The organism is Kitasatospora sp. NPDC088134, assembly GCF_044741705.1.
GTDB lineage: Bacteria > Actinomycetota > Actinomycetes > Streptomycetales > Streptomycetaceae > Kitasatospora.
Genome location: NZ_JBIUTD010000007.1, coordinates 165195 through 190678 on the forward strand (window position 1 = coordinate 165195; position 25484 = coordinate 190678).

Here is a 25484-nt window from a genome sequence, read left to right on the forward strand (position 1 = left end):
GGGCGGCGGCGCGGTCCAGCTGTTCGGCCAGGTGGGCGGCGACGGCGGTCGGGGTGGGGTGGTCGAAGAGCAGCGTGGCGGGCAGCTTCAGGCCGGTCGCGGTGTTCAGCCGGTTGCGCAGGTCGACGGCGGTCAGCGACTCGAACCCCAGCTCGCGGAACGGCCGTTCGGCGGACACCTCGTCCTCGTCGGGGTGGCCGAGCGCCACGGCGGCCTGCCGGCGCACCAGGTCGAGCAGGGCGGCGTCCCGTTCGGCGGCGGGCAGCGCGGCCAGCCCGGCGGCGAACGCGCCGACCTCCGGGGTGTCCTCCTCGGCGGGCGGCTCCACCGCGAACGCGGCGGTGAGCGGCCCGAGTTCGGCGTCCAGCCAGTAGCGGCGGCGCTGGAACGGGTAGGTGGGCAGCGCGGCCGGCACCCGGCGGGCCCCGGCGGTGAGCGGGCCGAAGTCGACCGGGACGCCATGGGTGTGGGCCTCGCCGAGCGCGCGCAGGAAGCGGTCGGGTCCACCCTGGTCGCGGCGCAGCGTCTCGGCGGCGGCCCCGCCGCCGCTCCCGGCGTCCAGGGTGTCCTGGATCGCGCCGGTGAGCACCGGGTGCGGGCTGACCTCGATGAACAGGGTCCGTGCGGTGTCGGCGAGTTGCTGCACGACGGGGGCGAAGCGGACGGTCTCGCGCAGGTTGCGGTACCAGTGCGCGGCGTCCAGTGCGGTGCCCTCGATCGGGGCGGCGGTGACGGTGGACCAGAGCGGCAGCCGTCCGGCGCGCGGGCGGACCGCGGCCACAGCGGCGAGCAGTTCGTCCCGGACCTGGTCGATCACCGGGGAGTGCCCGGCCAGGGTGGCGTTGCGCAGCCGCTTGGCCCGGACGCCGTCGGCCTCGCAGGCGGCGAGCAGCTCGTCCAGGGCGTCCTGCTGCCCGGCCACCACGACCTGGCCGGGGCCGTTGACGGTGGCCACCGAGAGGCGGCCGGGCCAGGCGGCGAGGCGCTGTTCGGCCTGCTCGGCGGAGAGCGCCAGCGAGGCCATCGAGCCCTGGCCGACCAGCCGGGCCAGGATGCGGCTGCGGGCGGCGACGATCAGCGCGGCGTCGTCCAGGCCGAGCGCCCCGGCGACGGTGGCGGCCGCCACCTCGCCCTGGCTGTGCCCGACCACGGCGTCCGGGCGCACCCCGTAGGACTCCCAGAGCGCGGCGAGCGCCACCAGCACCGCCCACAGGGCGGGTTGGGCGACCTCGACCCGGGCCAGGTCGGCAGCGTCCTCGTCCTGCCGCAGCACGGCGAGCAGGTCGAAGTCCAGGTACGGGGCGAGGGCCCGCGCGCACTCCTCGATCCGGGCGGCGAACACCGGTGCGGTGGCGAGCAGTTCGCGGGCCATCCCGGCCCACTGGGAGCCGTGCCCGGGGAACACGAACACCACCTGCGGCGCCCCGTCGGCCCGGCCCCGCACCACGTTCTCGGCCGGTTCCCCGGCTACCAGGGCCCGCAGTCCCGCCGCCGCCCCGGCCGCGTCGGCGGCCACCACGACGGCCCGGTGCTCGAACGCGGCCCGGCCGTCGGCCAGCGTCCGCACCAGGTCCGCGGGCGCGTACCGCGACCCGTCCAGCCGATCGGCCACCCGCCCGGCCTGCGCGACCAGCGCGGCCGCGCTCCGGGCGCTCACCACCCAGGGCAGCGGCACGCCGCCGGCGGCAGCGGTGTCCGTGTCGGTGTCGGTCGATGCCTCGGCCGGTGCCTCCGTCAGTGGCTCGACCGGTGTCTCGGCCGGCGGTTCTTCGATGATCACGTGGGCGTTGGTGCCGCTGACGCCGAAGGCGGAGACCGCGGCGCGGCGCGGGCGGCCGGTGGCGGGCAAGGGGCGGGCCTCGGTGAGGAGGCGGACGCCGCCGGAGGACCAGTCGACCTCGGGGGCGGGCTCGTCGACGTGCAGGGTGGCGGGGAGGACGCCGTGCCGCAGGGCGCCGATCATCTTGATCAGGCCGGCGGCTCCGGCGGCGGCCTGGGTGTGGCCGAGGTTGGACTTCAACGAGCCGAGCCAGAGCGGCTGTTCGGCACTCCGATGCTGTCCGTAGGTGGCGAGCAGGGCCTGTGCCTCGATCGGGTCACCGAGCCGGGTGCCGGTGCCGTGCGCCTCGACGGCGTCGACCTCGGACGGGTCGAGCCGGGCGGCGGCCAGGGCCTGCCGGATCACCCGCTGCTGGGCGGGGCCGGACGGGGCGGTGAGGCCGTTGGAGGCGCCGTCCTGGTTGACGGCGCTGCCGCGCAGGACGGCGAGCACGGGGTGGCCGTGGCGGCGGGCGTCGGAGAGCCGTTCCAGCAGGAGGAGGCCGACACCCTCGGCCCAGCTGGTGCCGTCGGCGGCGGCGGCGAACGCCTTGACCCGGCCGTCGGGGGCGAACGCCCGGTGCCGGGAGGTGGCGACCATCCCGGCCGGGGAGGCCATCACGGCGACGCCGCCGGCGAGCGCGAGGTCGCTCTCGCCGGTGCGCAGCGCCTGCGCGGCGAGGTGCAGCGCGACCAGCGAGGAGGAGCAGGCGGTGTCGACGGTGACGGCGGGGCCCTCGAAGCCGAAGGCGTAGGAGATCCGGCCGGAGGCGACGGAGGCGGCGCTGCCGTTGTGCAGGTAGCCCTCCAACTCCTCGGGGAGGGTGTGGAGTCGGCCCGCGTAGTCGTTGTACATGACGCCGAGGTGGACGGCGGTGCTGCTGCCGCGCAGGGTGTGCGGGTCGATGCCGGCGCGTTCGAAGGTCTCCCAGGCGGTCTCCAGCAGCAGGCGCTGCTGCGGGTCGGTGGCGAGGGCCTCGCGCGGGGAGATGCCGAAGAACGCGGCGTCGAACTCGGCGGCGTCGTGCAGGAATCCGCCGTACTGGGTGTAGGTGCGGCCGGGCCGGTCGGGGTCGGGGTCGTAGAGGGAGGCGTTGTCCCAGCCCCGGTCGGTCGGCCAGGGGGTGATGGCGTCGCGGCCCTCGGCGACCAGCTCCCAGAGCTGTTCGGGGGTTTCGACGCCGCCGGGGAAGCGGCAGCCGGCCGCGACGATCACCACGGGGTCGTCCTGGTCGACGGCGGCGACCGTGCCGGACGGCTCACTGGCCTCCACGGCCGTTCCGCCGGGCAGGAGTTGGTCGATCCGGGCGGCGAGGGCCTGCGCGGTGGGGTGGTCGAAGACCAGGGTGGCGGCCAGCCGCAGGCCGGTCGCGGCGGCCAGGCGGTTGCGGAGTTCGACGGCGGTGAGCGAGTCGAACCCGAGTTCCTTGAAGGCGCGTTCGGCGTCGACGCCGTCGCCGCCGGTGCGGCCGAGGACGGCGGCGGCCTCGGTGCGGACCAGGCGCAGCAGGGTCTGCTGCCGGCGGGCCGGGTCGAGGGTGCGCAGCCGGTCGGCGAGGCCGTCGCCGGTGCCGCCGGTGCCCGCGCGGCGGCGGGCGGTACCGGTGCCGGTGCTTCGGGGCAGGACGTCGCCCAACACGGCCGGGACGTCGGCGGGTTCGGCGGCGGGGCGGAGGGCGAGCGGGACGGGTGCGGGGTGGTCGGCGGCGAGGGCGGCGTCGAGCAGGGCGCGGCCTTCGTCGGCGGTGAGCGGGCGGACGCCCCGGCGGGCCAGGCGGGTCAGGTCGGTGGCGGCGAGGTGGCCGGTGAGGGCGCTGCTGTCGGCCCACAGGCCCCAGGCGAGCGAGGTGGCGGGGCGGCCGTGGGCGCGGCGGTGGGCGGCGAGGGCGTCCAGGAAGGCGTTGGCGGCGGCGTAGCCGGACTGGCCCTGGGTGCCGAGGACGCCCGCCGCGGAGGAGTACAGCAGGAAGGCGGTGAGCGGGAGTTCGGCGGTGAGTTCGTGCAGGTGCCAGGCGGCGTCGGCCTTGGGGCGCAGCACGGTGTCCAGCCGGTCCGGGTCGAGGGCGGTGAGCACGCCGTCGTCGAGCGCCCCGGCGGTGTGCACGACGGCGGTGAGCGGGTGCGCGGCGGGGATCTCGGCGAGGGCGGCGGCGAGGGCGTCCCGGTCGGTGGCGTCGACGGCGACGGCCCGGGCCTCGGCGCCGGATGCGGCGAGTTCGGCGAGGAGTTCGGCGGCGCCGGGGGTGTCGGCGCCGCGGCGGCCGAGCAGCAGCAGGTGGCGGACGCCGTGCGCGGCGACCAGGTGGCGGGCGGTGAGCGCGCCGAGCAGGCCGAGCCCGCCGGTGATCAGGACGGTGCTCTCGGGGTCGAAGGCGACGGCCTCCCCGGCGGGGGCGGCGGTGAGCCTGGGCACGTGCAGCCTGCCGTCACGCAGCGCGAGTTGGGGTTCTCCGGCGGTGTCGGCGGCGGCCAGGGCGCGGGGCAGGGCGGTGCGGGTGGCGGCGGTGCCGTCGAGGTCGACCAGCAGCAGCCGCCCGGGGTGTTCGGCCTGGGCGCTGCGCAGCAGGCCCCAGGCGGGGGCGGTGGCCAGGTCGGGGTCCTCGCCGTCGAGGGCGGCGGCGTTCCGGGTGGCGACGGCGAGCCGGGTAGCGGCCAACTCGGGTTGCTGCAGCCACTCCTGAATGGTCGTCAGGAGCTGGTGCAGCACGTCCCGGGCCCGGTCGGGCGGGGTGCCCGGCCCGGCCGTGACGGGCAGCCAGGCGAGCGCGGGCGGGGTGGCGCCCGTGCGCAGGGCGGCGGCGAGCGCGGCCGGGCCGGAGTACGGGGTGCCGCCGAGGCCGAACGGGTCGTCCGGGCCGAGCACCGCCCACTGCTCCGGTCCGCCGTCCCCGAGCGGGAGTTCGCGCCAGCCGGCCACGTACAGCGGGGTGGCGGTGGCGAGTTGGGCGGCGGTGACGGGGCGGGAGACCAGGCCCGCGACGGAGAGCACGGGGGCGCCGTCGGGGTCGACGGCGTCCAGTGCGAGGGCCCCGTCGGGGGTGGTGCGCAGCCGGACCTTGAGGGTGTGCGCGCCGGTGGCGTGCAGGCGGACGGCGTTCCAGGCGAACGGGAGCGGGACGGTGCCGTCGGCAGCGGGTGAGGCGGCGGGATCGGCGAGGTCGGCGAGGTGGAAGGCGGCGTCGAGCAGCGCGGGGTGCAGGCCCCAGCGGGCGGCGTCGGCGTGGTCCTCGGCGGGGAGTTCGAGCTCCGCGTAGTGGGTGTCGCCGTGCCGCCAGGCGGCCTTGAGGCCCTGGAAGTGCGGGCCGTAGGCGCGGCCGGTGGCGGCGAGGCGCGGGTAGAGGCCGTCGACGGGGACGGGCCGGGCGCCGGGCGGCGGCCACTCGGCGCCCGTGGGCGGGGCCGCGTCGGGGTGCGCGGCGGCGAGCAGGCCGTGGGCGTGGCGCTGCCAGGGGCCGGGGTCGGCGTCCTGCGGGCGGGCGTGCACCTCGACGGGGCGGCGTCCGGCGGGGTCGGCCGCGCCGACGGTGACCTGCACCTCGACGGCCTGCCGGCGGGGCAGCAGCAGCGGCGCCTCCAGGACGAGTTCCTCCAGGACGGGCAGTCCGGTCTCGTCGCCCGCGCGAACGGCGAGTTCGACCAGCGCGGTGCCGGGGACGACGGTGCGGCCGTGCACGGTGTGGTCGGCGAGCCAGGGGTGGGTGTGGGCGGCGAGCCGTCCGGTGAGGGTGGCGCCGCCGGTGGTGGTGCCAAGGACGGCGCCGAGCACGGGGTGTCCGGCGGGGCGCAGGCCGAGGCCGAGCGGGTCGCCAGCCGCCCCGGCGGGGCGTTCGATCCAGTGCCGGGTGCGCTGGAAGGCGTAGGTGGGCAGGTCGGTGTGGCCGGCGGGGCGCGGTCCGAGGACGGCGGCCGGGTCGTGCGGCGCGCCCGCGGTGGTGGCGGCGGCGAGCGAGGCGAGGAAGCGGGCGGGGCCGCCCTCGTCGCGGCGCAGCGAGCCGGTGGCGGTGACGGGCTGTCCGGCGTCCTCGGCGGTGGCCTGGACGGCGGCGGTGAGCACGGGGTGCGGGGAGGCTTCGACGAAGATCCGGTGGCCGGTGTCGAGCAGGCGGCGGGTGGCGTCCTCGAAGCGGACGGTCTGCCGGAGGTTGGTGTACCAGTAGGCGCCGTCGAGCAGGCGGGTGTCGATCCAGTCGCCGGTGACGGCGGACAGCAGCGGGAGGCGTCCGGTGCGCGGGGTGATCGGGGCGAGCGCGGCGGCGAGTTCGGCGCGCAGCGTCTCGACCTGCGGGGAGTGCGAGGCGTAGTCGACGGGGATGCGGCGGACCCGCAGGCCGGTGGCTTCGCCGTGGGCGAGGAGTTCGTCCAGGGCGGCGGTCTCGCCGGCCACCACGACGGCCTCGGGGCTGTTGACGACGGCGATCGAGAGCCGGTCCGCCCAGGGGGCGATCAGTTCCTCGGCCTGTGCGCGGGGCAGCGGGACGGAGGCCATGCCGCCGGTGCCGGCCAGCGCGGTGATGGCGCGGCTGCGCAGGGCCACCACCCGGGCGGCGTCGTCCAGGTCGAGGGCGCCGGCCACGGCGGCGGCGGCGATCTCGCCCTGGCTGTGGCCGACCACCGCGTCGGGGCGCACCCCGTGGGACTCCCAGAGGGCGGCGAGCGCGACCATCACGGCCCACAGGGCGGGCTGGACGACGTCGACCCGGTCCAGGCCGGGGGCGCCGTCGCGGCCGCGCAGCACGTCCTCCAGCGACCAGTCGACCCAACGGGAAAGCGCTTTCCCGCAGGCTTCGATCCGCTCCGCGAACACCGGTGCGGCGTCCAGCAGCCCGGTGGCCATGCCGAGCCACTGGGCGCCCTGGCCGGGGAACACCAGCACCACCTTGGGGTCGGCGGCGGCCCGGCCGCGCACCACGGCGGGCGAGGGCTCCCCGGCGGCCAGCGCGTCCAGCGCGGCGAGCAGCGCGGGCGCGTCGGCGCCGAGCACGGCGGCGCGCTCCTCGAAGGCGGTGCGCTCGGCGTGCAGGGCGTGGCCGATCGCGGCGAGGGCGCGCGGCGAGGTGTCGGCGGCGGTGCGCAGCCGGTCGGCGAGGCGGGCGGCCTGGGCGCGCAGCGCGGCCTCGGTGCGGGCGGAGAGCGGCCACAGCACGGGGGTGGCCGGGGCCTCGTCGGCCGGTTCCGGCTCCGGTTCCGGCTGCGGTTCCGGCTGCGGTTCCGGCTGCGGGGCGGGCTCCTCCGGCGGGGCCTGCTCCAGGATGAGGTGGGTGTTGGTGCCGCTGACGCCGAACGCGGAGACCCCGGCCCGGCGCGGGCGGCCGGTCTCCGGCCAGGGGCGGTCCTCGGTCAGCAGCCGGACGGCCCCGCTCCCCCAGTCGACGTGCGGGGTGGGCGCGTCCACGTGCAGGGTGCGCGGCAGCACGCCGTGGCGCAGCGCCTGGACGGTCTTGATCACGCCGGCGGCCCCGGCGGCGGCCTGGGTGTGGCCGAGGTTGGACTTGACCGAGCCGAGCCACAGCGGCCGGTCGGCGGGCCGGTCCGCCCCGTAGGAGGCGAGCAGGGCCTGTGCCTCGATCGGGTCGCCGAGCCGGGTGCCGGTGCCGTGCGCCTCGACGGCGTCGACGTCCTGCGGGTCGAGTCCGGCGTCGGCGAGGGCCTGCCGGACGACGCGCTGCTGGGCGGGGCCGGACGGGGCGGTCAGGCCGTTGGAGGCGCCGTCCTGGTTGACGGCGGTGCCGCGGATCACGGCGAGCACCCGGTGCCCGTGGCGGCGGGCGTCGGAGAGCCGTTCGACCACCAGCAGGGCGGCGCCCTCGGACCAGCCGGTGCCGTCGGCGGCGGCCGCGAACGCCTTGCACCGGCCGTCCGGGGAGAGGCCGTGCTGCCGGGAGAACTCGACGAACAGCTGCGGGGTCGTCATGACGGTGACGCCGCCCGCGAGCGCGAGGTCGGCCTCGCCGGAGCGCAGCGCCCGGACGGCCAGGTGCAGGGCGACGGAGGAGGCCGAGCAGGCGGTGTCGACGGTGACGGCGGGGCCCTCCAGGCCGAGCGCGTAGGAGATCCGGCCGGAGGCGACGGAGGCGGCGTTGCCGACCGCGAGGTAGCCCTCCAGTTCCTCGGGGGCGGTGCCGGCCGGCGGCACGTAGTCGTTGCCGTTGGTGCCGACGTACACGCCGGTGCGGCTGCCGCGCAGGTCGCCGGGCCGCAGGCCGGCCCGCTCCAGCGCCTCCCAGGCGGTCTCCAGCAGCAGGCGGTGCTGCGGGTCGGAGGCCAGTGCCTCGCGCGGGGAGATGCCGAAGAAGTCGGCGTCGAACCCGCCCGGGTCGGCGAGGAAGGCGCCGTACCGGGTGGACGAGGTGCGCGGCCGGTCCGGGTCGGCGTCGAACAGTGCGCCCAGGTCCCAGCCCCGGTCGGTGGGGAACTCCCCGACCGCGTCCCGGCCTTCGGCGACCAGCCGCCACAGGTCCTCGGGCGAGTCGACGCCGCCGGGGAAGTGGCAGGCCATGCCGACGATCGCCACCGGTTCGGCGGCCCGCGCCCTGGTGTCGGTCAACTCCCGGCGGGTCTGCTGCAGTTCGGCGGTGACCCGTTCCAGCAGGTACCGCATCCGGCCGTCGTTCAAGGTTCCGCCCTTCGTGCGGGGAGTGCTCAAGGTTTCAGGGGTGCGGCGCGGTGCCGTGGGCGCCGCGGGGTCAGGAGATGCCCAACTCCCGGTCGATGAAGGCGATCAGCTCGTCGTCGGCGGCGGCGGACAGCCCCAGGTCCGGGACGTCGCCGACCGGGGCCGGTGCGCCGGTGAGCGCGGCCAGGCGGGCCAGCAGCCGGGGCCGGGACGGGTCGTGGGCCGGGAGCTCGGCGAACTGCCGCTCCCAGTCGTCGAGTCGGGACAGCAGCTCGGCGCCGTCCGACGCTCCGGGGCCTTCCCGGCCGGCCGCCGGGAGGTCGAGCAGGGCGAGCAGCTGCCCGGTCAGGGCCTGCGCGGTCGGGTGGTCGAACACCAGCGTGGTGGGCAGCCGCAGGCCGGTGAGCCGGCCGAGCCGGTTGCGCAGTTCGACGGTGGCGATCGAGTCGAACCCCTGGTCGCGCAGGCCGCGTTGCGGGTCGACGGCGTCACCGCCGGGCCGTCCGAGCACGGCCGCGGCCTCCGCCCGGACGGCCCGCAGCAGGGTGCGCTGCCGCTCGGCCGCCTGCTGTCCGGCCAGTTCCGCCCGCAGCCCGCCGGCCCGTTCGGGCTGCTCGGCGGCGCCCGGCCCGGCCGGGCCCTGCGGCAGCAGCTCGGCCAGCAGCGGGTGCGGGCGGACGGCGGCGAGGGCCGGCCAGTCCGCGTCCGCGACCAGCAGGTGGGCGGCGCCCTCGGCGAGCGCGGTGTCCAGGGCGGCCAGCGCGGTGTCGGGGTCGATCGGCCGGTGCCCGTGCCGGGCGGCCAGCCCCGCCGCCGTCGGGTCCGCGATGCCGTCGCCCGCCCACAGGCCCCAGGAGAGCGCGACGGCGGGCTGTCCGGCGGCGCGGCGGCGCTGCGCCAGCGCGTCCAGCACGGCGTTGCCGGGCGCGTAGTTGCCCTGGCCGGGCAGGGCGGCCACCGAGGCGGCGGACGAGTACAGCACGAACGCGTCCAGCGGCAGTTCCCGGGTCAGCTCGTCCAGGTGGACGGCGGCCAGCGCCTTCGCGCCGAGCGCCCGCTCCAGCTGGTCGTCCGTCAGCCCGACCAGCGTCGCGTCGTCCAGCACGGCGGCGGTGTGCACCACCACGCGCAGCGGCAGCTCGGCGGGCAGCCCGTCGATCAGCCGGGCCACGGCGTCCCGGTCGGTCACGTCCACCGCGGCGAGGCTGACCTGCCGGGCGCCCAACTCCTTCAGCTCGGCGGCCAGTTCGGCGGCCCCGGGCGCGTCCGGGCCCCGCCGGCCGACCAGCAGCAGGTGCGCGGCCCCGCGCCGGGCGAACGCCCGCGCGGTGTGCCCGGCCAGCGCTCCGCTGCCCCCGGTGATCAGCACCGTCCCCCGCGACCCGGGCGGCGCGGCGCGGCCGGCTTCGGTGCCCGCTCCCGCCGGGGTCTCCTCCGGGGCCGGGGCGGCGACCAGGCGGCGGGTGTACACCCCTTCGCGGCGGACGGCGAGTTCGGCTTCCGGGCCCCCGGCGAGCAGGGCGGCGACGGCGAGGGCGGCGGGGCGGCCGCCGGGGTCGGCGGGGAGGTCGAGGACGCCACCCCAGGCGGGGCTCTCGGTGGCGGCGGCTGCGGCGAGGCCCCAGACGGCGGCGGCCCGGGGGGCGGTGGGCGGGTCGGCGGGGCCGGTGCCGACGGCGCCGCTGGTGGCGGTCCAGACGGGGGCGGTCAGGCCGATCGCCTCGGCGGCCTGGAGCAGGTGCAGGGTGTCGGCGAGCGCGGCGGGCACGGCGGGTCGGCCGGGGGCGGGGCCGTCGGCCAGCGACAGCAGCGAGAGCACGCCCGCCGGTACGGGCCGCTCCTCCCGGCCGGGCGCGGCAAGGCCGTTCAGCACCGCGTGGGTGCCGAGCACGGCCGCGTTCGAGGTCTCCACGTCGGGGTCCGGCGGGCCGTCGACGGCCGCCCGGAGCAGCGCGGTCAGGGCGTCCCGGTCGGTGCCGGCCGGGACGTCCAGCCGGTGGACGGTGCGTCCGGCCTGCCGCAGCGCCTGTTCGAGGACGTCGCGCCAGAGTCCGATCCGCGTCCCGGCCTCGTCCGCCGCCCCGTCACCGGCGGGCGCGCCCTGGACGGCGGGGGCCAGCAGCAGCCAGTGGCCGTCCCCGGCGGGGGCCTCGGTCTCGGGCAGCGGGCGCCAGAGCACCCGGTGGCGGAGCGCGTCCACGGCGCGGCGGCGTTCGCGGTCGGAGCGCCAGGCGGCGAGCGCGGGCAGCAGTCCGTCGAGTGCGCTGCGGGCGGCGTCATCGGGCAGGCCGAGCAGGTCGGCGAGCCGGGCGGGGTCCTGCTGTTCGACGGCGGTCCAGAAGCCGGGTTCGCCGCTGCGGACGGGGCCGGTGTCCTCGGGCGGGACCTCGGACCAGTGGCGGGCGTGCTGGAAGGCGTAGGTGGGGAGGCGGTCGGCGCGGCCGGGGCGGCCGCCGAGGACGGTGCTCCAGTCGACGGCGGTGCCCCGGGTGTGGACGGTGGCGAGCGCGGTCAGCAGGGTCTGCGGCTCGGGGCGGTCGCGGCGCAGGGCGGCGGCGAGCGCGGGGCCGGGGCCGTCCGGTGCGGGGTCCTCGTCCAGGGCCGCCCGGGTGAGGGCGGTCAGTACGGCGTCGGGGCCGAGTTCCAGGTAGCCGGTGGTGCCGTCGGCGGCCAGGCCGCGCACGGCGTCCAGGTGGCGGACCTCGTTGCGGAGGTGGCCGACCCAGTGGTCGGGGGTCAACGGGTTTACGGCGTCGCGGAGTTCGCCGTCGACGGCGGAGCGGATCGGGATCTTCGGCGGGTGGTGGGGCAGGCTCGCGGCGATCCGGCCGAACTCGGCGGTGATCGGGTCCATCAGCGGGGAGTGGAAGGCGTGGCTGGTCCGCAGCCGGGCGACCCGGTGGCCGAGGGCCCGGAACCGGTCCTCGGCGGCGGCGACGGCGGCGCGCTCGCCGGAGACCACGACGGCAGTCGGCCCGTTGACGGCGGCGATCGCCACCACCCCTGGCACAGCGGCGAGTTCCGCCAGGACCAGCTTTTCGGGGGCTTCGACGGCGAGCATCGCGCCGCCCTCGGGCAGGGCGTCCATCAGGCGGCCCCGGGCGGCGACCAGGGTGGCGGCGTCGGGGAGGGTGAGCACGCCCGCGAGGTGGGCGGCGGTGATCTCGCCGATCGAGTGCCCGGCCAACCGGTGCGGGGTGACGCCCCAGGACTCGATCAGGCGGTAGAGGGCGACGCCGAGCGCGAACAGCGCGGGCTGGGTGTAGCGGGTGCGGTCGAGCAGCGCGGCCCCGGCGCTGCCCTCGGCCGCGAACAGCACCTCCAGCAGCGGCCGTTCGAGCTGCCCGTCGAAGGCGGCCGCGACCTCGTCGAGGGCCGCCGCGAACACCGGGAAGGTGGCGTACAACTCGCGTCCCGCGCCGGGACGCTGGCTGCCCTGGCCGGTGAACAGGACGGCGGTGCGGTCGGTTTCGGCGGCCGCGCCGACCACCGCGTTCGCGGCCGGTTCGCCCGCCGCGACGGCCGCCAGTCCGGCCCGCAGCTCCGCGGTGTCGGCGCCGAGCACCACCGCGCGGTGCTCGAACGCCGTCCGGGTCGCCGCCAACCCCACGGCCGCTTGGGCGAGTTCCTGATCCGGCACGGTGTCGAGCAGCTTCCGGGCCTGGGCGCGCAGCGCTCGGTCGGTGCGGCCGGAGACCAGCAGCGGCAGCACGGGGAGTGCCGATTCCTCGGCCGGCGCCGCTTCCTCCGCCGGTGCCTGTTCCAGGATCAGGTGGGCGTTGGTGCCGCTGATCCCGAACGAGGACACCCCGGCCCGGCGCGGACGCCCGGTCTCCGGCCAGGCCCGCCGCTCCGTCAGCAGCGAGACACCCGCGTCCCAGTCCACCAGCGGCGAGGGCTGGTCCGCGTGCAGCGACGGCGGCAGCACACCGGCCCGCAGCGCGGCCACCGTCTTGATCACCGCGCCGACACCCGCCGCCGCCTGCATGTGCCCGACGTTCGACTTCAACGACCCCAGCCAGAGCGGTTCGTCGTCCGCCCCGCGCCCCTTTCCGTACACGTCGACCAGTGCCCCGGCCTCGATCGGATCGCCGAGCACGGTGCCGGTGCCGTGCGCCTCCACCGCGTCCACCTCGCGGGCGGTCAGGCCGGAGCGGCGCAACGCCTCGGTCAGCACCCGGCGTTGGGCCTGGCCGTTGGGGGCGGTGAGCTGGCTGCTGCGGCCGTCCTGGTTGACGGCGCTGCCGCGGATGACGGCCAGCACGGGGTGGCCGTTGCGGCGGGCGTCGGACAGCCGCTCCAGCACCAGCACGCCCACGCCCTCCGCCCAGCCGGTGCCGTCCGCCCCGGCCGCGAAGGAACGGCAGCGCCCGTCGGGCGAGTTGGCGCCCTGGCGGCTGAAGTCGACGAAGGTCGCGGGGGTGGACATCACGGTGACGCCGCCGGCCAGCGCGAGGGTGGCCTCGCCGGAGCGCAGCGCCTGCGCCGCCAGGTGGATCGCCACCAGCGAGGACGAGCACGCCGTGTCCACCGTCACCGCCGGACCCTCCAGGCCCAGCGTGTAGGCGATCCGGCCGGAGACCACGCTGCCCGCGCTGCCGACGACCAGGTAGCCCTCCAACTCCTCGGGCGCGCGCCGGAACCGGCTGCCGTAGTCGTGGTACATGACGCCGGCCCAGACGCCGGTGCGGGTGCCGCGCAGCTCGGCGGGACGGATCCCGGCCCGCTCCAGCGACTCCCACGCCACCTCCAGCAGCAGCCGCTGCTGCGGATCCATCGCCGCCGCCTCCCGCGGCGAGATCCCGAAGAACTCCGCATCGAACTCCGCCGCCTCGTACAGGAATCCACCACCGGAGGTGTAGGTCCGGCCGGGGCGGTCGCGGTCGGGGTGGTACAGGTCGGCGGGCCACCCCCGGTCGGCCGGGAACGGACCGATCGCGTCGCCCCCGTTCACCACCAGCTCCCACAGCGCCTCCGGCGAGTCCACCCCGCCCGGGAACCGCCCCGCCGCCGCCACGATCGCCACGGGTTCGGTGTCGCGGGCCTCCAGTTCGGCGGTCCGGGCCCGGCTGTCGCGGAGTTCGGCGGTGACCCGCTTGAGGTAGCCGCGCAGCTTCTCCTCGGTGGTGTCGCTCATCGCCTCAGTTCTCCTCGTTGCCGGTGATGCCGAGTTCCAGGTCGATCAGGTCGAAGATCTCCTGGTCGGTGGCCGTCTCCAGGTCGGAGGACGGGCCGAATCCGGCCAGCAGGTCGCGCAGTTCGGCGAGCAGCGGCGCCCGCTCGGTGTCGTCGAGGGCGGGCAGCGCGGCGGCCAGGGCGTCGATCCCGGCGCGCAGCCGCCCGGGGTCGGGGGCGGGGCGTTCGGGGGTGAACAGCTCCGCCAGGCGGGCGGTGAGCCGGCCGATCGTCGGGTGGTCGAGCAGCAGGGTGGCGGGCAGCCGCAGTCCGCTGTCGGCGGCCAGCCGGTTGCGCAGTTCGACGGCGGTCAGCGAGTCCACGCCGAGATCCAGGAAGCCGCGGTGCTCGCCGAGTTCGCCGGGCGCGTGGCCCAGGACGGCGGCGACCATGCCGCGCAGGTGCTCGGCGATCAGCGCGGGCCGGGCCTCGGCGGGCTGCCCGGCGAGCCGGGCGGCGAGCGCGGGAGCGGCCGTCGCCGCCGGACCGGCCGTCTTCCGACGCTCCGTCAGTTCGACCAGCAGTTGCGGGAGTTCGCCGTTCGCGGCGAGCCGGGTCAGGGCGGCGGCACTGGTGGGCGCGGGGACGAGGACGGCCTCGCCGTGGCCGGTCGCCGCGTCGTACAGGGCCAGGCCGTGGTCGGGGGTGATCGGGGCCAGGCCGAGCCGTTCGAACCGGGCCCGGCCGGTGTCGTCGAGGCGGTCGCCCATGCCGCCGGGGCCGGTCCACAGGCCCCAGGCCAGTGAGCGGGCGGGCAGGCCGAGGGCGTGCCGGTGGCGGGCCAGACCGTCCAGGAAGCCGTTCGCCGCCGCGTAGTTGGCCTGTCCGGCGGTGCCGAGGACGCCCGCGACCGAGGAGAACAGCACGAACGCGGCGAGGTCGGCGTCCCGGGTCAGCTCGTGCAGGTGCCAGGCCGCGTCGGCCTTGGCGCGCAGGACGGCGGCCAGCCGCTCGGGGGTGAGGGTGGCGGCCAGGCCGTCGTCGAGCACGCCCGCCGCGTGCACGACGGCGGTGAGCGGCCGGTCGGCGGGCAGCTCGGCGAGCAGCCGGGCCAGCGCGTCCCGGTCGGCGACGTCGCAGCCCGCCACGGTCGCCTCCGCACCCAACTCCGCCAGTTCCTCCAGCAGTTCGGTGGCGCCGGGGGCGTTGACGCCGCGCCGGCCGACCAGCAGCAGCCGTCGGGCCCGGCCGGTGCGCACCAGGTGCCGAGCCAGCAGAGCGCCCAGCGCGCCGGTGCCGCCGGTGATCAGCACCGTGCCGTCCGGGTCGAGGTCGACCGCTGTACCGGGGGCGGGCGTACCGGGGGCGGGCGTACCGGGAGTGGCCGTCCCCGCCCGGACCAGCCGGAGGGCGAGCAACCGGCCGTCACGCAGGGCGAGTTCGGGTTCGGTCCCGGTCGCACCCAGGGCGGCGGGCAGGGCCCGCAGCGAGGCCGGGCTGCCGTCCAGGTCCAGCAGGGCCAATCGGTCGGGGTGTTCGGCCCGGGCGGAGCGGAGCAGGCCCCGGGCGGCGGCGGCCGCGGGTGCAGCGGGCCCGGTGGCGTCGGCCGTGCCCTCGGTGAGGACCACGATCCGGGCCCCGGCCAGGGCGGGGTCGGCCACCGGCCCCTGCACCACCCGCAGGGCCGCCGCAGCGGCCGCGTGGGCGGCGGCCAGCGGCGCGCCGGCCTCGGCGGGCAGCCGGACCAGCACCACGTCCGGCGCCGCTCCCCCGAGCTCGTGACGCACCGTCACACCGGCGCCGCGCAATGCCGTCGCCAGTTCCGCCGTCCGCGCGTCGCCGGGTCCACCGGGTCCGTCGGGGGCGCCGGGGTCGCCGGGCAGCAGCAGCACCGAGCGCGGGGGTGTGCCGGTCGCGGGGACGGGCCGCCACTCGGTGCGCAGCAGGTCGCGGGCGGCCGTGGCGTCCCGCGCCCCGAGCCGGTCCGTGCCGACCCGGCGGAGCGCCAGTTCCTCGACGGTGGCGACCCGGCGGCCGTCCTCGGCGCGCAGGTCGAGGCGGGCCCGGTCCGGGCCGGTCGGGGTGATCAGGACCCGGGCCGTCTCCGCGCCCGCGGCCGGGCCCGGGGTGACGCCGCTCCAGGCGAACGGGAGGGCGATCCGGCCGGTGCCGTCGTCGCCCCGGCCGCGCACCAGCGGGTGCAGGGCGGCGTCCAGCAGGGCGGGGTGCAGCACGAACCCGTCCCGGGCGGCGTCCGGCGGCAGCCGCAGCTCGGCGGCCCGGCGGTCGCCGTCGGCCGCCGTGCCGGTCACGGCGCGGAACGCGGGGCCGTACGTGTAGCCCTCGTCGGCGAGTTCGGCGTAGAACTGCCCGGCGTCGGTGGGCGCGACGGCCCGGAACGGCGCACTGTCGAGGTGCGCCCCGAACCGGTCCCCGGGCTGTTCCCCGGTCTGCTCCCCGGGCTGCTCCCCGGTGGCCGGGGCGAGGGTCCCGGTCGCGTGGCGGGTCCACGGGGTGTCGGGCCCGGCCCCGGCGGGGCGGGAGTGGACGGCGACGGGGCGGGCGCCCCGCGCGTCGGCGGGGCCGGCCGTGGCCTGGAGGTCGACGTCCTGGTCGGACGGCAGCGGCAGCGGGGCTTCGAGGGTCAGTTCGACGAGGACGGGGGTGTCCACCGACTGCCCGGTGCGCAGGGCGAGTTCGACCAGGGCGGTGCCGGGCAGCAGGACCGTCCCGGCGATGGCGTGGTCGGCCAGCCAGGGGTGGCTGCGGGTGGAGATCCGGCCGGTGAGGACGGTGCCCGCGCCGTCCGCGAGGACCACCTCGGCGGGCAGGAACGGGTGTCCGGTGCCGGGTCCGGCCGCGCCGGCGGGCGGGGCGTCCAGCCAGTGGCGGCGGCGCTGGAAGGCGTAGGTGGGCAGGTCGACCGGTCCGGCGGGCGGGGCGCCGAGCAGCCGTGTCCAGTCGACGGCCGCGCCGTCCACCTGCAGGGCCGCCAACGCGCCGAGCAGGGTGGGCAGTTCGGGACGGCCGCGGCGCAGGACGGCCACGGCGGTGCCGCCGTCCGGGTTCCCCGGGTCGGTGGGGCCGGTCTCCGCGAGAGCGGTGGCGGCGAGGGTGGCGAGGACGGTGTCGGGGCCGAGTTCCAGGAAGCGCCGCACGCCTGCGGCCCGGAGCGTCTGCAGCCCCTGGTGGAAGCGGACCGCCTCGCGGGCGTGCCGGACCCAGTAGGCGGGGTCGGTGAGTTCACCGGGTCCGGCGAGCCGTCCGGTGACGTTCGAGACCACGGGCAGCGCCGGTTCGCGGTAGTCGAGCCGGGCGGCGATCTCGTGGAACTCGGCCAGCATCGGTGCCATCCGGGGCGAGTGGAAGGCGTGGCCGACCTTGAGCCGGGTGGTGCGGTGGCCGCGCGCCCGCCAGCGTTCGACGGCGGCGTCCACGGCCGCCCGGTCGCCCGAGACCACCGTGGCCCGGGGCCCGTTGACGGCGGCGATCGCCACCACCCCTGGCGCGGTGGCGAGTTCGGCCTCGACCTCCGCGTGCGGCGCCTCGATCGAGGCCATCGCGCCGCCCTCGGGCAGGGCGTCCATCAGGCGGCCCCGGGCGGCGACCAGGGTGGCGGCGTCGGAGAGGGTGAGCACGCCCGCGAGGTGGGCGGCGGTGATCTCGCCGATCGAGTGCCCGGCCAGGAACTCCGGTGCGGGCAGCACGGTTTCGATCAGCCGGTAGAGCGCGGTCTCCAGTGCGAACAGGGCCGGCTGGGCGTACCGGGTGCGCTGCAGCAGGTCGCCGTCCACGGTGCCGGGCGCGGCGAACAGCACGTCCAGCAGCGGACGTTCGAGCTGCCCGTCGAAGGCGGCGGCGGTCTGGTCGAGGGCGCCCGCGAACACCGGGAAGGTGTCGTACAACTCCCGTCCCGCGCCGGGACGCTGGCTGCCCTGGCCGGTGAACAGCACCGCCGTCCCGCCGTCGGTCCGCTCCCCCGTCAGCACGCCCTCGGCCGGCTGCCCGGCGGCGACGGCCGCCAGTCCGGCCCGCAGCTGCTCCTGGTCGGCGCCGAGCACCACCGCGCGGTGGTCGAACGCCGTCCGGGTCGCGGCCAGCGCCCTTGCGGCGGGGACGAGTGCACGCCCGTCGAGCAACCGTTCCGCCTGGGCACGCAGGGCCGCTTCGGTGCGGCCGGAGACCAGCAGCGGCACGACCGGGAGCACCGGCTGCTGCTCGAACGGCTCCTCCGCCGGTGCCTGTTCCAGGATCAGGTGGGCGTTGGTGCCGCTGATCCCGAACGAGGAGACTCCGGCCCGGCGCGGACGCCCGGTCTCCGGCCACGCCCGGCGCTCCGTCAGCAGCGAGACACCGGCGTCCCAATCGATCAGCGGCGAGGGCTGGTCCGCGTGCAGCGAGGGCGGCAGCACACCGGCCCGCAGCGCGGCCACCGTCTTGATCACCGCGCCGACACCCGCCGCCGCCTGCATGTGCCCGACGTTCGACTTCAACGAGCCGACCCAGAGCGGCTCGTCGTCCGCCGTCCGGGCCCGGCCGTAGACCTCGGCCAGGGCCCCGGCCTCGATCGGGTCGCCGAGGACGGTGCCGGTGCCGTGCGCCTCCACCGTGTCCACCTCGCGGGCGGTCAGGCCGGAGCGGCGCAGGGCGTCCGCGATGACGCGCTGCTGGGCGGCGCCGTTGGGCGCGGTGAGGCCGTTGGAGGCGCCGTCGTTGTTGATCGCGCTGCCGCGGATGACGGCCAGTACGGGGTGGCCGTTGCGGCGGGCGTCGGACAGCCGCTCCAGCACCAGCACGCCCACGCCCTCCGCCCAGCCGGTGCCGTCCGCCCCGGCCGCGAAGGAGCGGCAGCGCCCGTCGGCGGCCAGGCCGCGCTGGCGGCCGAACTCGGTCAGCATGCCGGGGGTGGACATCACGGTGGCGCCGCCGGCCAGCGCGAGGGTGGCCTCGCCGGAGCGCAGCGCTTGCGCCGCCAGGTGGATCGCCACCAGCGAGGACGAGCACGCCGTGTCCACCGTCACCGCCGGACCCTCCAGGCCCAGCGTGTAGGCGATCCGGCCGGAGGCGATGCTGACGGTGCTCCCGGTCAGCAGGTGGCCCTCGTGACCGGCGGCGGGCTCGTGCAGGCGCGGCCCGTAGTCGAGTTGGGTGAGTCCGGCGTACACGCCGGTGCGGGTGCCGCGCAGTTCGGCGGGACGGATCCCGGCCCGCTCCAGCGACTCCCACGCCACCTCCAGCAGCAGCCGCTGCTGCGGATCCATCGCCGCCGCCTCCCGCGGCGAGATCCCGAAGAACTCCGCATCGAACTCCGCCGCCTCGTACAGGAACCCACCACCGGTGGCGTAGGTGTGCCCGGGCTTCCCCGGTTCCGGGTGGTGCAGGTCGGCGGGCCACCCCCGGTCGGCCGGGAACGGGCCGATCGCCTCACCCCCGTTCACCACCAGCTCCCACAGCGCCTCCGGCGAATCCGCCCCGCCCGGGAACCGCCCCGCCGCCGCCACGATCGCCACCGGCTCCTCGGACCGGTCGGCCGGCTCCTCCGCCGTCCGCTCCGACTCCCGTGCGCCGCCGAGGTGTTCGGCGACCGCGCGCGGCGAGGGGTGCTCGTAGACGAGAGTGCCGGTGAGGGTGCGGCCGACCCGCTCGCCGAGCCGTTCGGCGAACTCGACCGCGCCCAGCGAGTCCAGGCCCAGTTCGCGGAACGAGCGGTCGGGGTCGATCCGGGCGCCGTCGCGGTGGCCGAGCACGGCCGCCAGGGCGTCCAGCACCTCCGGCAGCCCGAATTCCTGGGCACCAGCTTCTTGTTCGGCCTCCGAAGCCGTCGGTGCCGACGGCACCGTCGGCACCGGTTGCGGCGGCTGCGGCGGCGGGGCGGGCCGGGCGCCGTCGGCGGCGGTCTCGGCGAACCAGTGCCGCTCGCGCTGGAAGGCGTAGCCGGGCAGGTCGACGTGCGGTGCCTGCGGCCGGGCCAGTTCGACGCCGTGGACCTGGAGTTCGCCGATCGCCCGGCGGAAGGCGGTGCTCTCGGGGCCGGTGCCGTCACCGCGCAGCAGCGGGACGGCGACGAAGTGCCCTCCGCTTCCGGCGGCCGGGCGGTTCTGGCGGGCGAGCGCGGCGAGCACCCGGCCGGGGCCGAGTTCGGCGTAGGCGGTGGCGCCGAGTTCGGCCAGGGTGCGCAGGGCCTGCCGGAACCGGACGGGGCGGCGCAGGTGGTGGGCCCAGTAGTCGGCGGAGGCGAGTTCCTCGGCGGTGGCGGGGGCCCCGGTCAGGTCGGAGACCACGGTGAGCCGGGGCGCGCGGAACCGCAGTCCGGCGGCGATCCGCCGGTACTCGTCGAGGGCGCTGTCCATGTGTGCGGAGTGGAAGGCGTGGCTGACCCGCAACGGCCGGGTGCGGCGGCCGAGTTCGGCGAACCGGGTGGCGAGTTCGGTGACCGGCCCGGCGTCGCCGGAGAGCACCACCGCGTCGGGTTCGTTGTCGGCGGCGAGCGCGACCCGGTCGCCGTACCCGGCGAGCAGCGGCAGCACCTCCTCGGCGGCGGCCTGGACGGCGACCATGGCGCCGTCGGCGCGGGCGGCCTGCATCAGGCGGGCCCGGGCGGTGACCAGGGTGGCGGCGTCGGCGAGCGGGAGGGCGTCGGCGGCGTGCACGGCGGCGATCGCGCCGACGGAGTGTCCGAGGACGAACTCGCCTGCCAGGCCGTGGTACTGGGCGAGTCGGTGCAGGGCGGTGGACCAGGCGAACAGGGCGGGCTGGGTGTACTCGGTGCGGTCGAGCAGCGCGGCCTCGGCACTGTCGGGGTCGGCGAACAGCAGTTCGCGCAGCGGCCGGTCGAGGTGCGGGTCGAGCGCGGCCAGGGTCTCGTCCAGGGCGGCGGCGAACACGGGCTGCGCGGCGTACAGTTCGCGGCCGGCGCCGGCCTGCTGGCTGCCCTGGCCGGAGAACAGCAGGGCCGTCCGGGCGGGGCCGTCCGCCGGGGCGGCGCCGAGCACCGCCCGGGGGCTGGGCCGGTCGTCCGCCAAGGCGCGCAGTTCGGTGAGGAGTTCGGCCCGTTCGCAGACCGGCAGGGCGGCCCGGTGGCGGAACCGGGTGCGGTGCGCGGCGAGCGCCGGGGCGAGCACATCGGGCTTCAACTCCGGCCGCTGCTCCAGGTGTTCGGCGAGCCGGGCGGCCTGGGCGCGCAGCGCGTCGGGGGTGCGGCCGGAGAGCAGCACCGGCAGGCCCGGGACAGCAGCGGGCACGGCGGACGTCGCGGGCGCCGCGGGCGCTTCGGCCAGCAGGACGTGGGCGTTGGCGCCGCCCATGCCGAAGGAGCTGACGGCGGCGAGCAGCGGCCGCTGCGGGTCGGGCCAGGGCCGCAGGGTGTCGGGGACGCGCAGGCCGAGGCGGTCCAGCGGGATCGCGGGGTTGGGGCGGGTGTGGTGCGGGGTCGCGGGGAGCTGGCGGTGGGCGAGGGCGAGGACGGTCTTCAGGAAGCCGACGATCCCGGCGGCGCCCTCCAGGTGGCCGACGTTGGCCTTGGCGGAGCCGACCAGCAGCGGGGCGTCGGCGGGGCGGCCCGCGCCGTAGACGGCGCCGACGGCGGCGGCCTCGACCGGGTCGCCGACGGGCGTGCCGGTGCCGTGCAGTTCGACGTACTGGACGTCCGCGGCCCGGCGGCCGGACTGGCGCAGGGTGCTTTCCAGCAGGGCGCGTTGGGCGTCGGCGTCGGGGACGGTGAGGCCGGTGGCGGCGCCGCCGTGGTTGGTGTCGCTGGCGAGGATCACGGCGAGCACCCGGTCGCCGTCGGCCCGGGCCCGGGCCAGCGGCTTGAGCACCACCAGGCCGGCGCCCTCGCCGCGGGCGTAGCCGTCGGCGTCGGCGTCCAGCGGGCGGATCAGGCCGTCGGGCGAGAGGCCGCCGAACTGCCGGGCCTCCTCGGTGCTGCGGTCGGTGAGGATCAGGTTGACGCCGCCGGCCAGGGCGAGTGCGCAGTCGCCGTCGCGGACGGCGCGGTGGGCGAGGTGCAGGGCGGTGAGGGCGGAGGACTGCGCGGTGTCGAGGGTGAGGCTGGGGCCGTGCAGGCCGAGGGTGTAGGAGATCCGGTTGGCGAGCAGGCCGTGGCCGAGGCCGGTGAGGGTGTGCCGGCCGGGCGGCGGGGCGTCCTGGCAGTGCCGCAGGATCCGGTAGTCGTGGGCCATCGCGCCGATGTACACGCCGGTGCGGGTGCCGTGCAGGTCGGCGGGGACGATCCCGGCGTGTTCCAGCGCCTCCCAGCCGAGTTCGAGCAGCAGCCGCTGCTGGGGGTCGGTCTCGGCGGCCTCGCGCGGGGAGAGACCGAAGAACTCGGCGTCGAAGCCGTCGACCCGGTCGAGCAGGGCGGCGGGCGGGAGTGCGGGGTCCAGGCCGCGCCGCCCGGCGAGGTCGCCGTGCCCGGCGGACCGGCCGACGACGCTGCGGCCCTCGGCGAGCAGGGCCCAGAACGCCTCGGGGTCGGGGGCGCCGGGCAGCCGGCAGGCCAGCCCGACCACCGCGACCGCGTCGGCGGGCACCCCGGGCGCCACCGCGTCCAGCGGCACGCCCGGCGCTCCCGGCAGGCCCGGTGTTCCCGGCAGACCCGGCACGCCCGACGCTCCCGTCGCTCCCGGTGCCGCGGACTGCTGGGCCGGGCAGCGCGGGTCGGCCTCCGGAGCCCGGTCGTGCGCGTCGGCGGCGGGCGGTCGCTGGCTGGTCATGGTGGCGTCGACACCCTTTCTGCGGGAGGCCCGCGGGCGGTGCGGGGCGATTTCCGTACGTGCCCCGTCCGTTCACCCTGATCGTTCGCCCGGTGCGCGGGGCAATTACCCCGGCGGTTCTTCCGGGGCGCTGCGTGTCCTGTGAAGTATCGGCAGCCCCGGCAATTCCGGTCCACCCCTATTTCGAACCCCTGGACCCACCCCGGAACGGGCCCCGACACCCGCATCGAACCCCTGAACGAACGCTCTGAGCTGGCCTGTTGTCGCACCCTCTGGGGCGGGCAGCGTTAGGGGTTCTCAGCCCCGAGGGGTCTCACGTAGCGTCGAAAACGGACTTTCCGACCTGTCTGATTGCCGCCGAGCGCGGCGAGGGGAATGCAGATGGACGAGTTGACCGAAGCAGTGCTGAGCGACGCCCCGCCCGAGGAGTTGGCACGCCTTCCATTGCCGAAGGATTACACCGCAGCACATTTGCTTCGGCAAGATGTCGAAATGTTTCGCGGTGTTGCGGACAAGGACGTCCGGCGCTCGCTGCACGTCGGCCGGGTGCCGCTGCCGGAGCTGGCGCCGGACGAGGTGCTGGTCGCGGTGATGGCCAGTTCGGTGAACTACAACACCGTCTGGTCGGCGACCTTCGAGCCGGTGTCGACCTTCGACGCGCTGCGCCGCTTCGCCCGCTCGGGCGGCTGGCAGGCCCGGCACGACCAGCCCTACCAGGTGATCGGCTCGGACGCGGCGGGCGTGGTGGTGCGCACCGGCGCCGGCGTGCGGCGCTGGCAGGTCGGCGACCACGTCGCGGTGAGCACCGCCGTGGTCGACGACCAGGACGCGGTGACCCACACCGACGGCATGCTGGGCGCCGACCAGAAGGCCTGGGGGTACGAGACCAACTTCGGCGGCCTGGCCCACTACACGGTGGTGCGGGCCAGCCAACTCGTCGCCAAGCCGCCGCACTTGACCTGGGAGGAGACCGCGAGCATCCCGCTCTGCGGCGGCACCGCGTACCGGATGCTGGTGGGCGAGAACGGCGCCCGGATCAAGCAGGGCGACCTCGTGCTGATCTGGGGCGCCGCCGGCGGACTCGGCGCGTTCGCCGTGCAGTTGGTGAAGAACGGCGGCGGCATCCCGATCGGGGTGGTCAACTCCGAGCGGAAGGCCGAGCTGGTGCGCCGGCTGGGCTGCGACTTCGTGATCAACCGGGAGGAGATCGGCATCGGCAGAGCGCCCGAATCTGCCCAGGAGACCGTGGAGTTGGCGAAGCGGCTGGGCCGGGCGGTGCGCTCCCGGGTCGGCGAGGACCCGCACGTGGTGTTCGACCACGTCGGCAAGGCGACCTTCGGCATCTCGGTGATCGCGGCCCGCCGCGGCGGCACCGTCGTCACCTGCGGCTCCAGCACCGGCTACCAGCACACCTTCGACAACCGCTACTTCTGGATGAACCTGAAGCGGATCATCGGCAGTCACGGCATGAACCTCGGCGAGGCCGCCGAGATGATGCGCCTGTACCGGCTGGGCCTGCTCGCCCCCGTGCTGTCCCGCAGCTACCCGCTGGCCGAGGTCGGCGAGGCGGCCCGGCTCGTCCAGACCAACAGCCACACCGGCAAGATCGGCGTCCTCTGCCTGGCCGACCGGCCCGGCCTCGGCGTCACCGACCCCGCCACCCGGACCCGCCTGGGCGAGGAGTGGCTACGCCCGCTCGCCGAGGACCGCGAACCCGCCCTGGCCGGCTGACCCGAGCCCGACCGAGCCGAACGCCCGCCCACCCTGCTCCACCCGAAAGAACGACTCCCGTCGGGAGAGGACGAGTTCACAGCACTGTCACACCCGCCACCGCACCCGTACCACGCGCACCCTCGTTGACCGACCGAGCCGCACCTCGTGACGCGTTCCGCCGCCGCCCCCGCGGCCGCGGGGCCGTCGCACCGTCAGCAGACGTACGTCCGAGGAGACTTCCCCATGGCCCCGCACCCCGAGGCACCGTTCGACCCCGACCCGTTCGGCATCGACGTGTTCGACCCCGACCGGTACGTGCCGACCCCGCCGCACCACGACTTCGCCGTGCTCCGCAGCCAGCAGCCGGTGCACTGGCAGCCCGACCCGCAACTGCCCACCGGGCACTGGGCGGTGACCCGGCACGCCGACGTGTCCTGGGTCGCCCGCAAGCCCGAGCTGTTCTCCTCCGGACTGGCCGGCGCCCAGCCGATGGAGTACGACGAGGTGGCCGTCTCGATGCAGCGGCTGATGATGATCAATCAGGACGCGCCGCAGCACAGCCGGGTGCGCGGCCTGGTCAACCGGGGCTTCACGCCCCGGATGGTCGAGCGGCTGCGCGACCGGATCTCCGCCGAGTGCGAACGGATCGTCGGCGAGGCGCTGCGCCGCGACGAGGTCGACTTCGTCGAGGCGGTCGCGGCCGAGCTGCCGATCGCCGTGATCGCCGAGCTGATGGGCGTGCCCCGGGACCAGCGGCAGAAGCTGTTCACCTGGTCCAAGGGCGTCGCGGCGGAGGCCGACCCGCAGGGCGGCGGCGCGGTCGCCGCCCGGACCGCCGCCCGGGAGATGGGCCGCTTCGCGTCCGTGCTGGGCGAGCAGCGGCGCGGCTGTCCGGCGGGCGACATCGTCTCCCGGCTGGTCGCCCCCGACTCGCACGGGAACCAGCTGTCCGACCAGGAGTTCCAGGCCTTCTTCGTGCTGCTCGCGGTGGCCGGGAACGAGACCACCCGGTACGCCATCGCGGGCGGCGTGCAGGCCCTGATGGCGCACCCGCAGGAGTGGGCGCGGCTGAAGGCCGACCCGTCGCTGGTGGCCACCGCCGCCGAGGAGGTGGTCCGCTGGGAGACCCCGACGAAGGTGTTCCGGCGCACCGCCGTCACCGACGTCGAGCTGGGCGGGCAGCTGATCCGGGCGGGCGACAAGGTGGTCGCCCACCTGACCTCGGCCAACCGCGACGAGGCCGTGTTCGACGACCCGTTCCGCTTCGACGTGGGCCGCGACCCGAACCCGCACCTGGGGTTCGGCGGTGGCGGACCGCACTTCTGCCTCGGCCGCCACCTCGCCCTGCTGGAGGTGGAGTTGATGCTCCGCACCCTGGTGGAGCAGGTGGCCGAGTTCGTCCCGGCCGGCCCTTCCGGACGGCTGCGCTCCTACCAGTTCCACGGCCTGACCCGTCTTCCGGTGCACCTGGTGGCGGCCTGACCCCAGGCCGCCGGCCCGGCCCGGCCCGC

At 77.1% G+C, this 25484-nt stretch carries 4 protein-coding genes and 1 pseudogene; 2 read left to right on the forward strand and 3 right to left on the reverse strand.

The window, feature by feature from the left end; translation table 11 throughout:
* Window positions 1-28: 28 nt before the first annotated feature.
* The 3 genes and pseudogenes from ACIOHG_RS14190 to ACIOHG_RS14200 all read right to left on the reverse strand — a co-directional run.
* Window positions 29-8431 (reverse strand): annotated as a pseudogene (locus ACIOHG_RS14190) (type I polyketide synthase); the annotation flags it as partial.
* A gap of 70 nt (window positions 8432-8501) precedes the next feature.
* Entirely contained in the window at window positions 8502-13544 is a 5043-nt protein-coding gene (locus ACIOHG_RS14195; RefSeq protein ID WP_400949956.1) for a type I polyketide synthase, read from the reverse strand.
* Window positions 13545-13572: 28 nt separating this feature from the next.
* A complete protein-coding gene (locus tag ACIOHG_RS14200; RefSeq protein WP_400949589.1) occupies window positions 13573-22260 on the reverse strand; it encodes an SDR family NAD(P)-dependent oxidoreductase in 8688 nt (2895 codons plus the stop codon).
* Window positions 22261-22641: 381 nt separating this feature from the next.
* On the opposite strand from ACIOHG_RS14200, the gene ccrA reads away from it, so the two are divergent.
* On the forward strand, window positions 22642-23991 hold the full coding sequence (gene ccrA / locus ACIOHG_RS14205) for a crotonyl-CoA carboxylase/reductase (protein ID WP_400949592.1): 1350 nt from the start codon (window positions 22642-22644) through the stop codon (window positions 23989-23991).
* A 225-nt stretch (window positions 23992-24216) separates the two neighbouring features.
* Complete coding sequence (locus ACIOHG_RS14210) at window positions 24217-25455, forward strand: cytochrome P450 (protein ID WP_400949593.1); 1239 nt, start codon at window positions 24217-24219, stop codon at window positions 25453-25455.
* Window positions 25456-25484: the final 29 nt, after the last annotated feature.

Bases quoted from the DNA above. Each gene is read 5' to 3' on its own strand.
- ACIOHG_RS14210 (WP_400949593.1), top strand. From the start codon at position 24,217: ATGGCCCCGCACCCCGAGGCACCGTTCGACCCCGACCCGTTCGGCATC.
- ACIOHG_RS14200 (WP_400949589.1), bottom strand. From the start codon at position 22,260: ATGACCAGCCAGCGACCGCCCGCCGCCGACGCGCACGACCGGGCTCCG.
- ccrA (WP_400949592.1), top strand. From the start codon at position 22,642: ATGGACGAGTTGACCGAAGCAGTGCTGAGCGACGCCCCGCCCGAGGAG.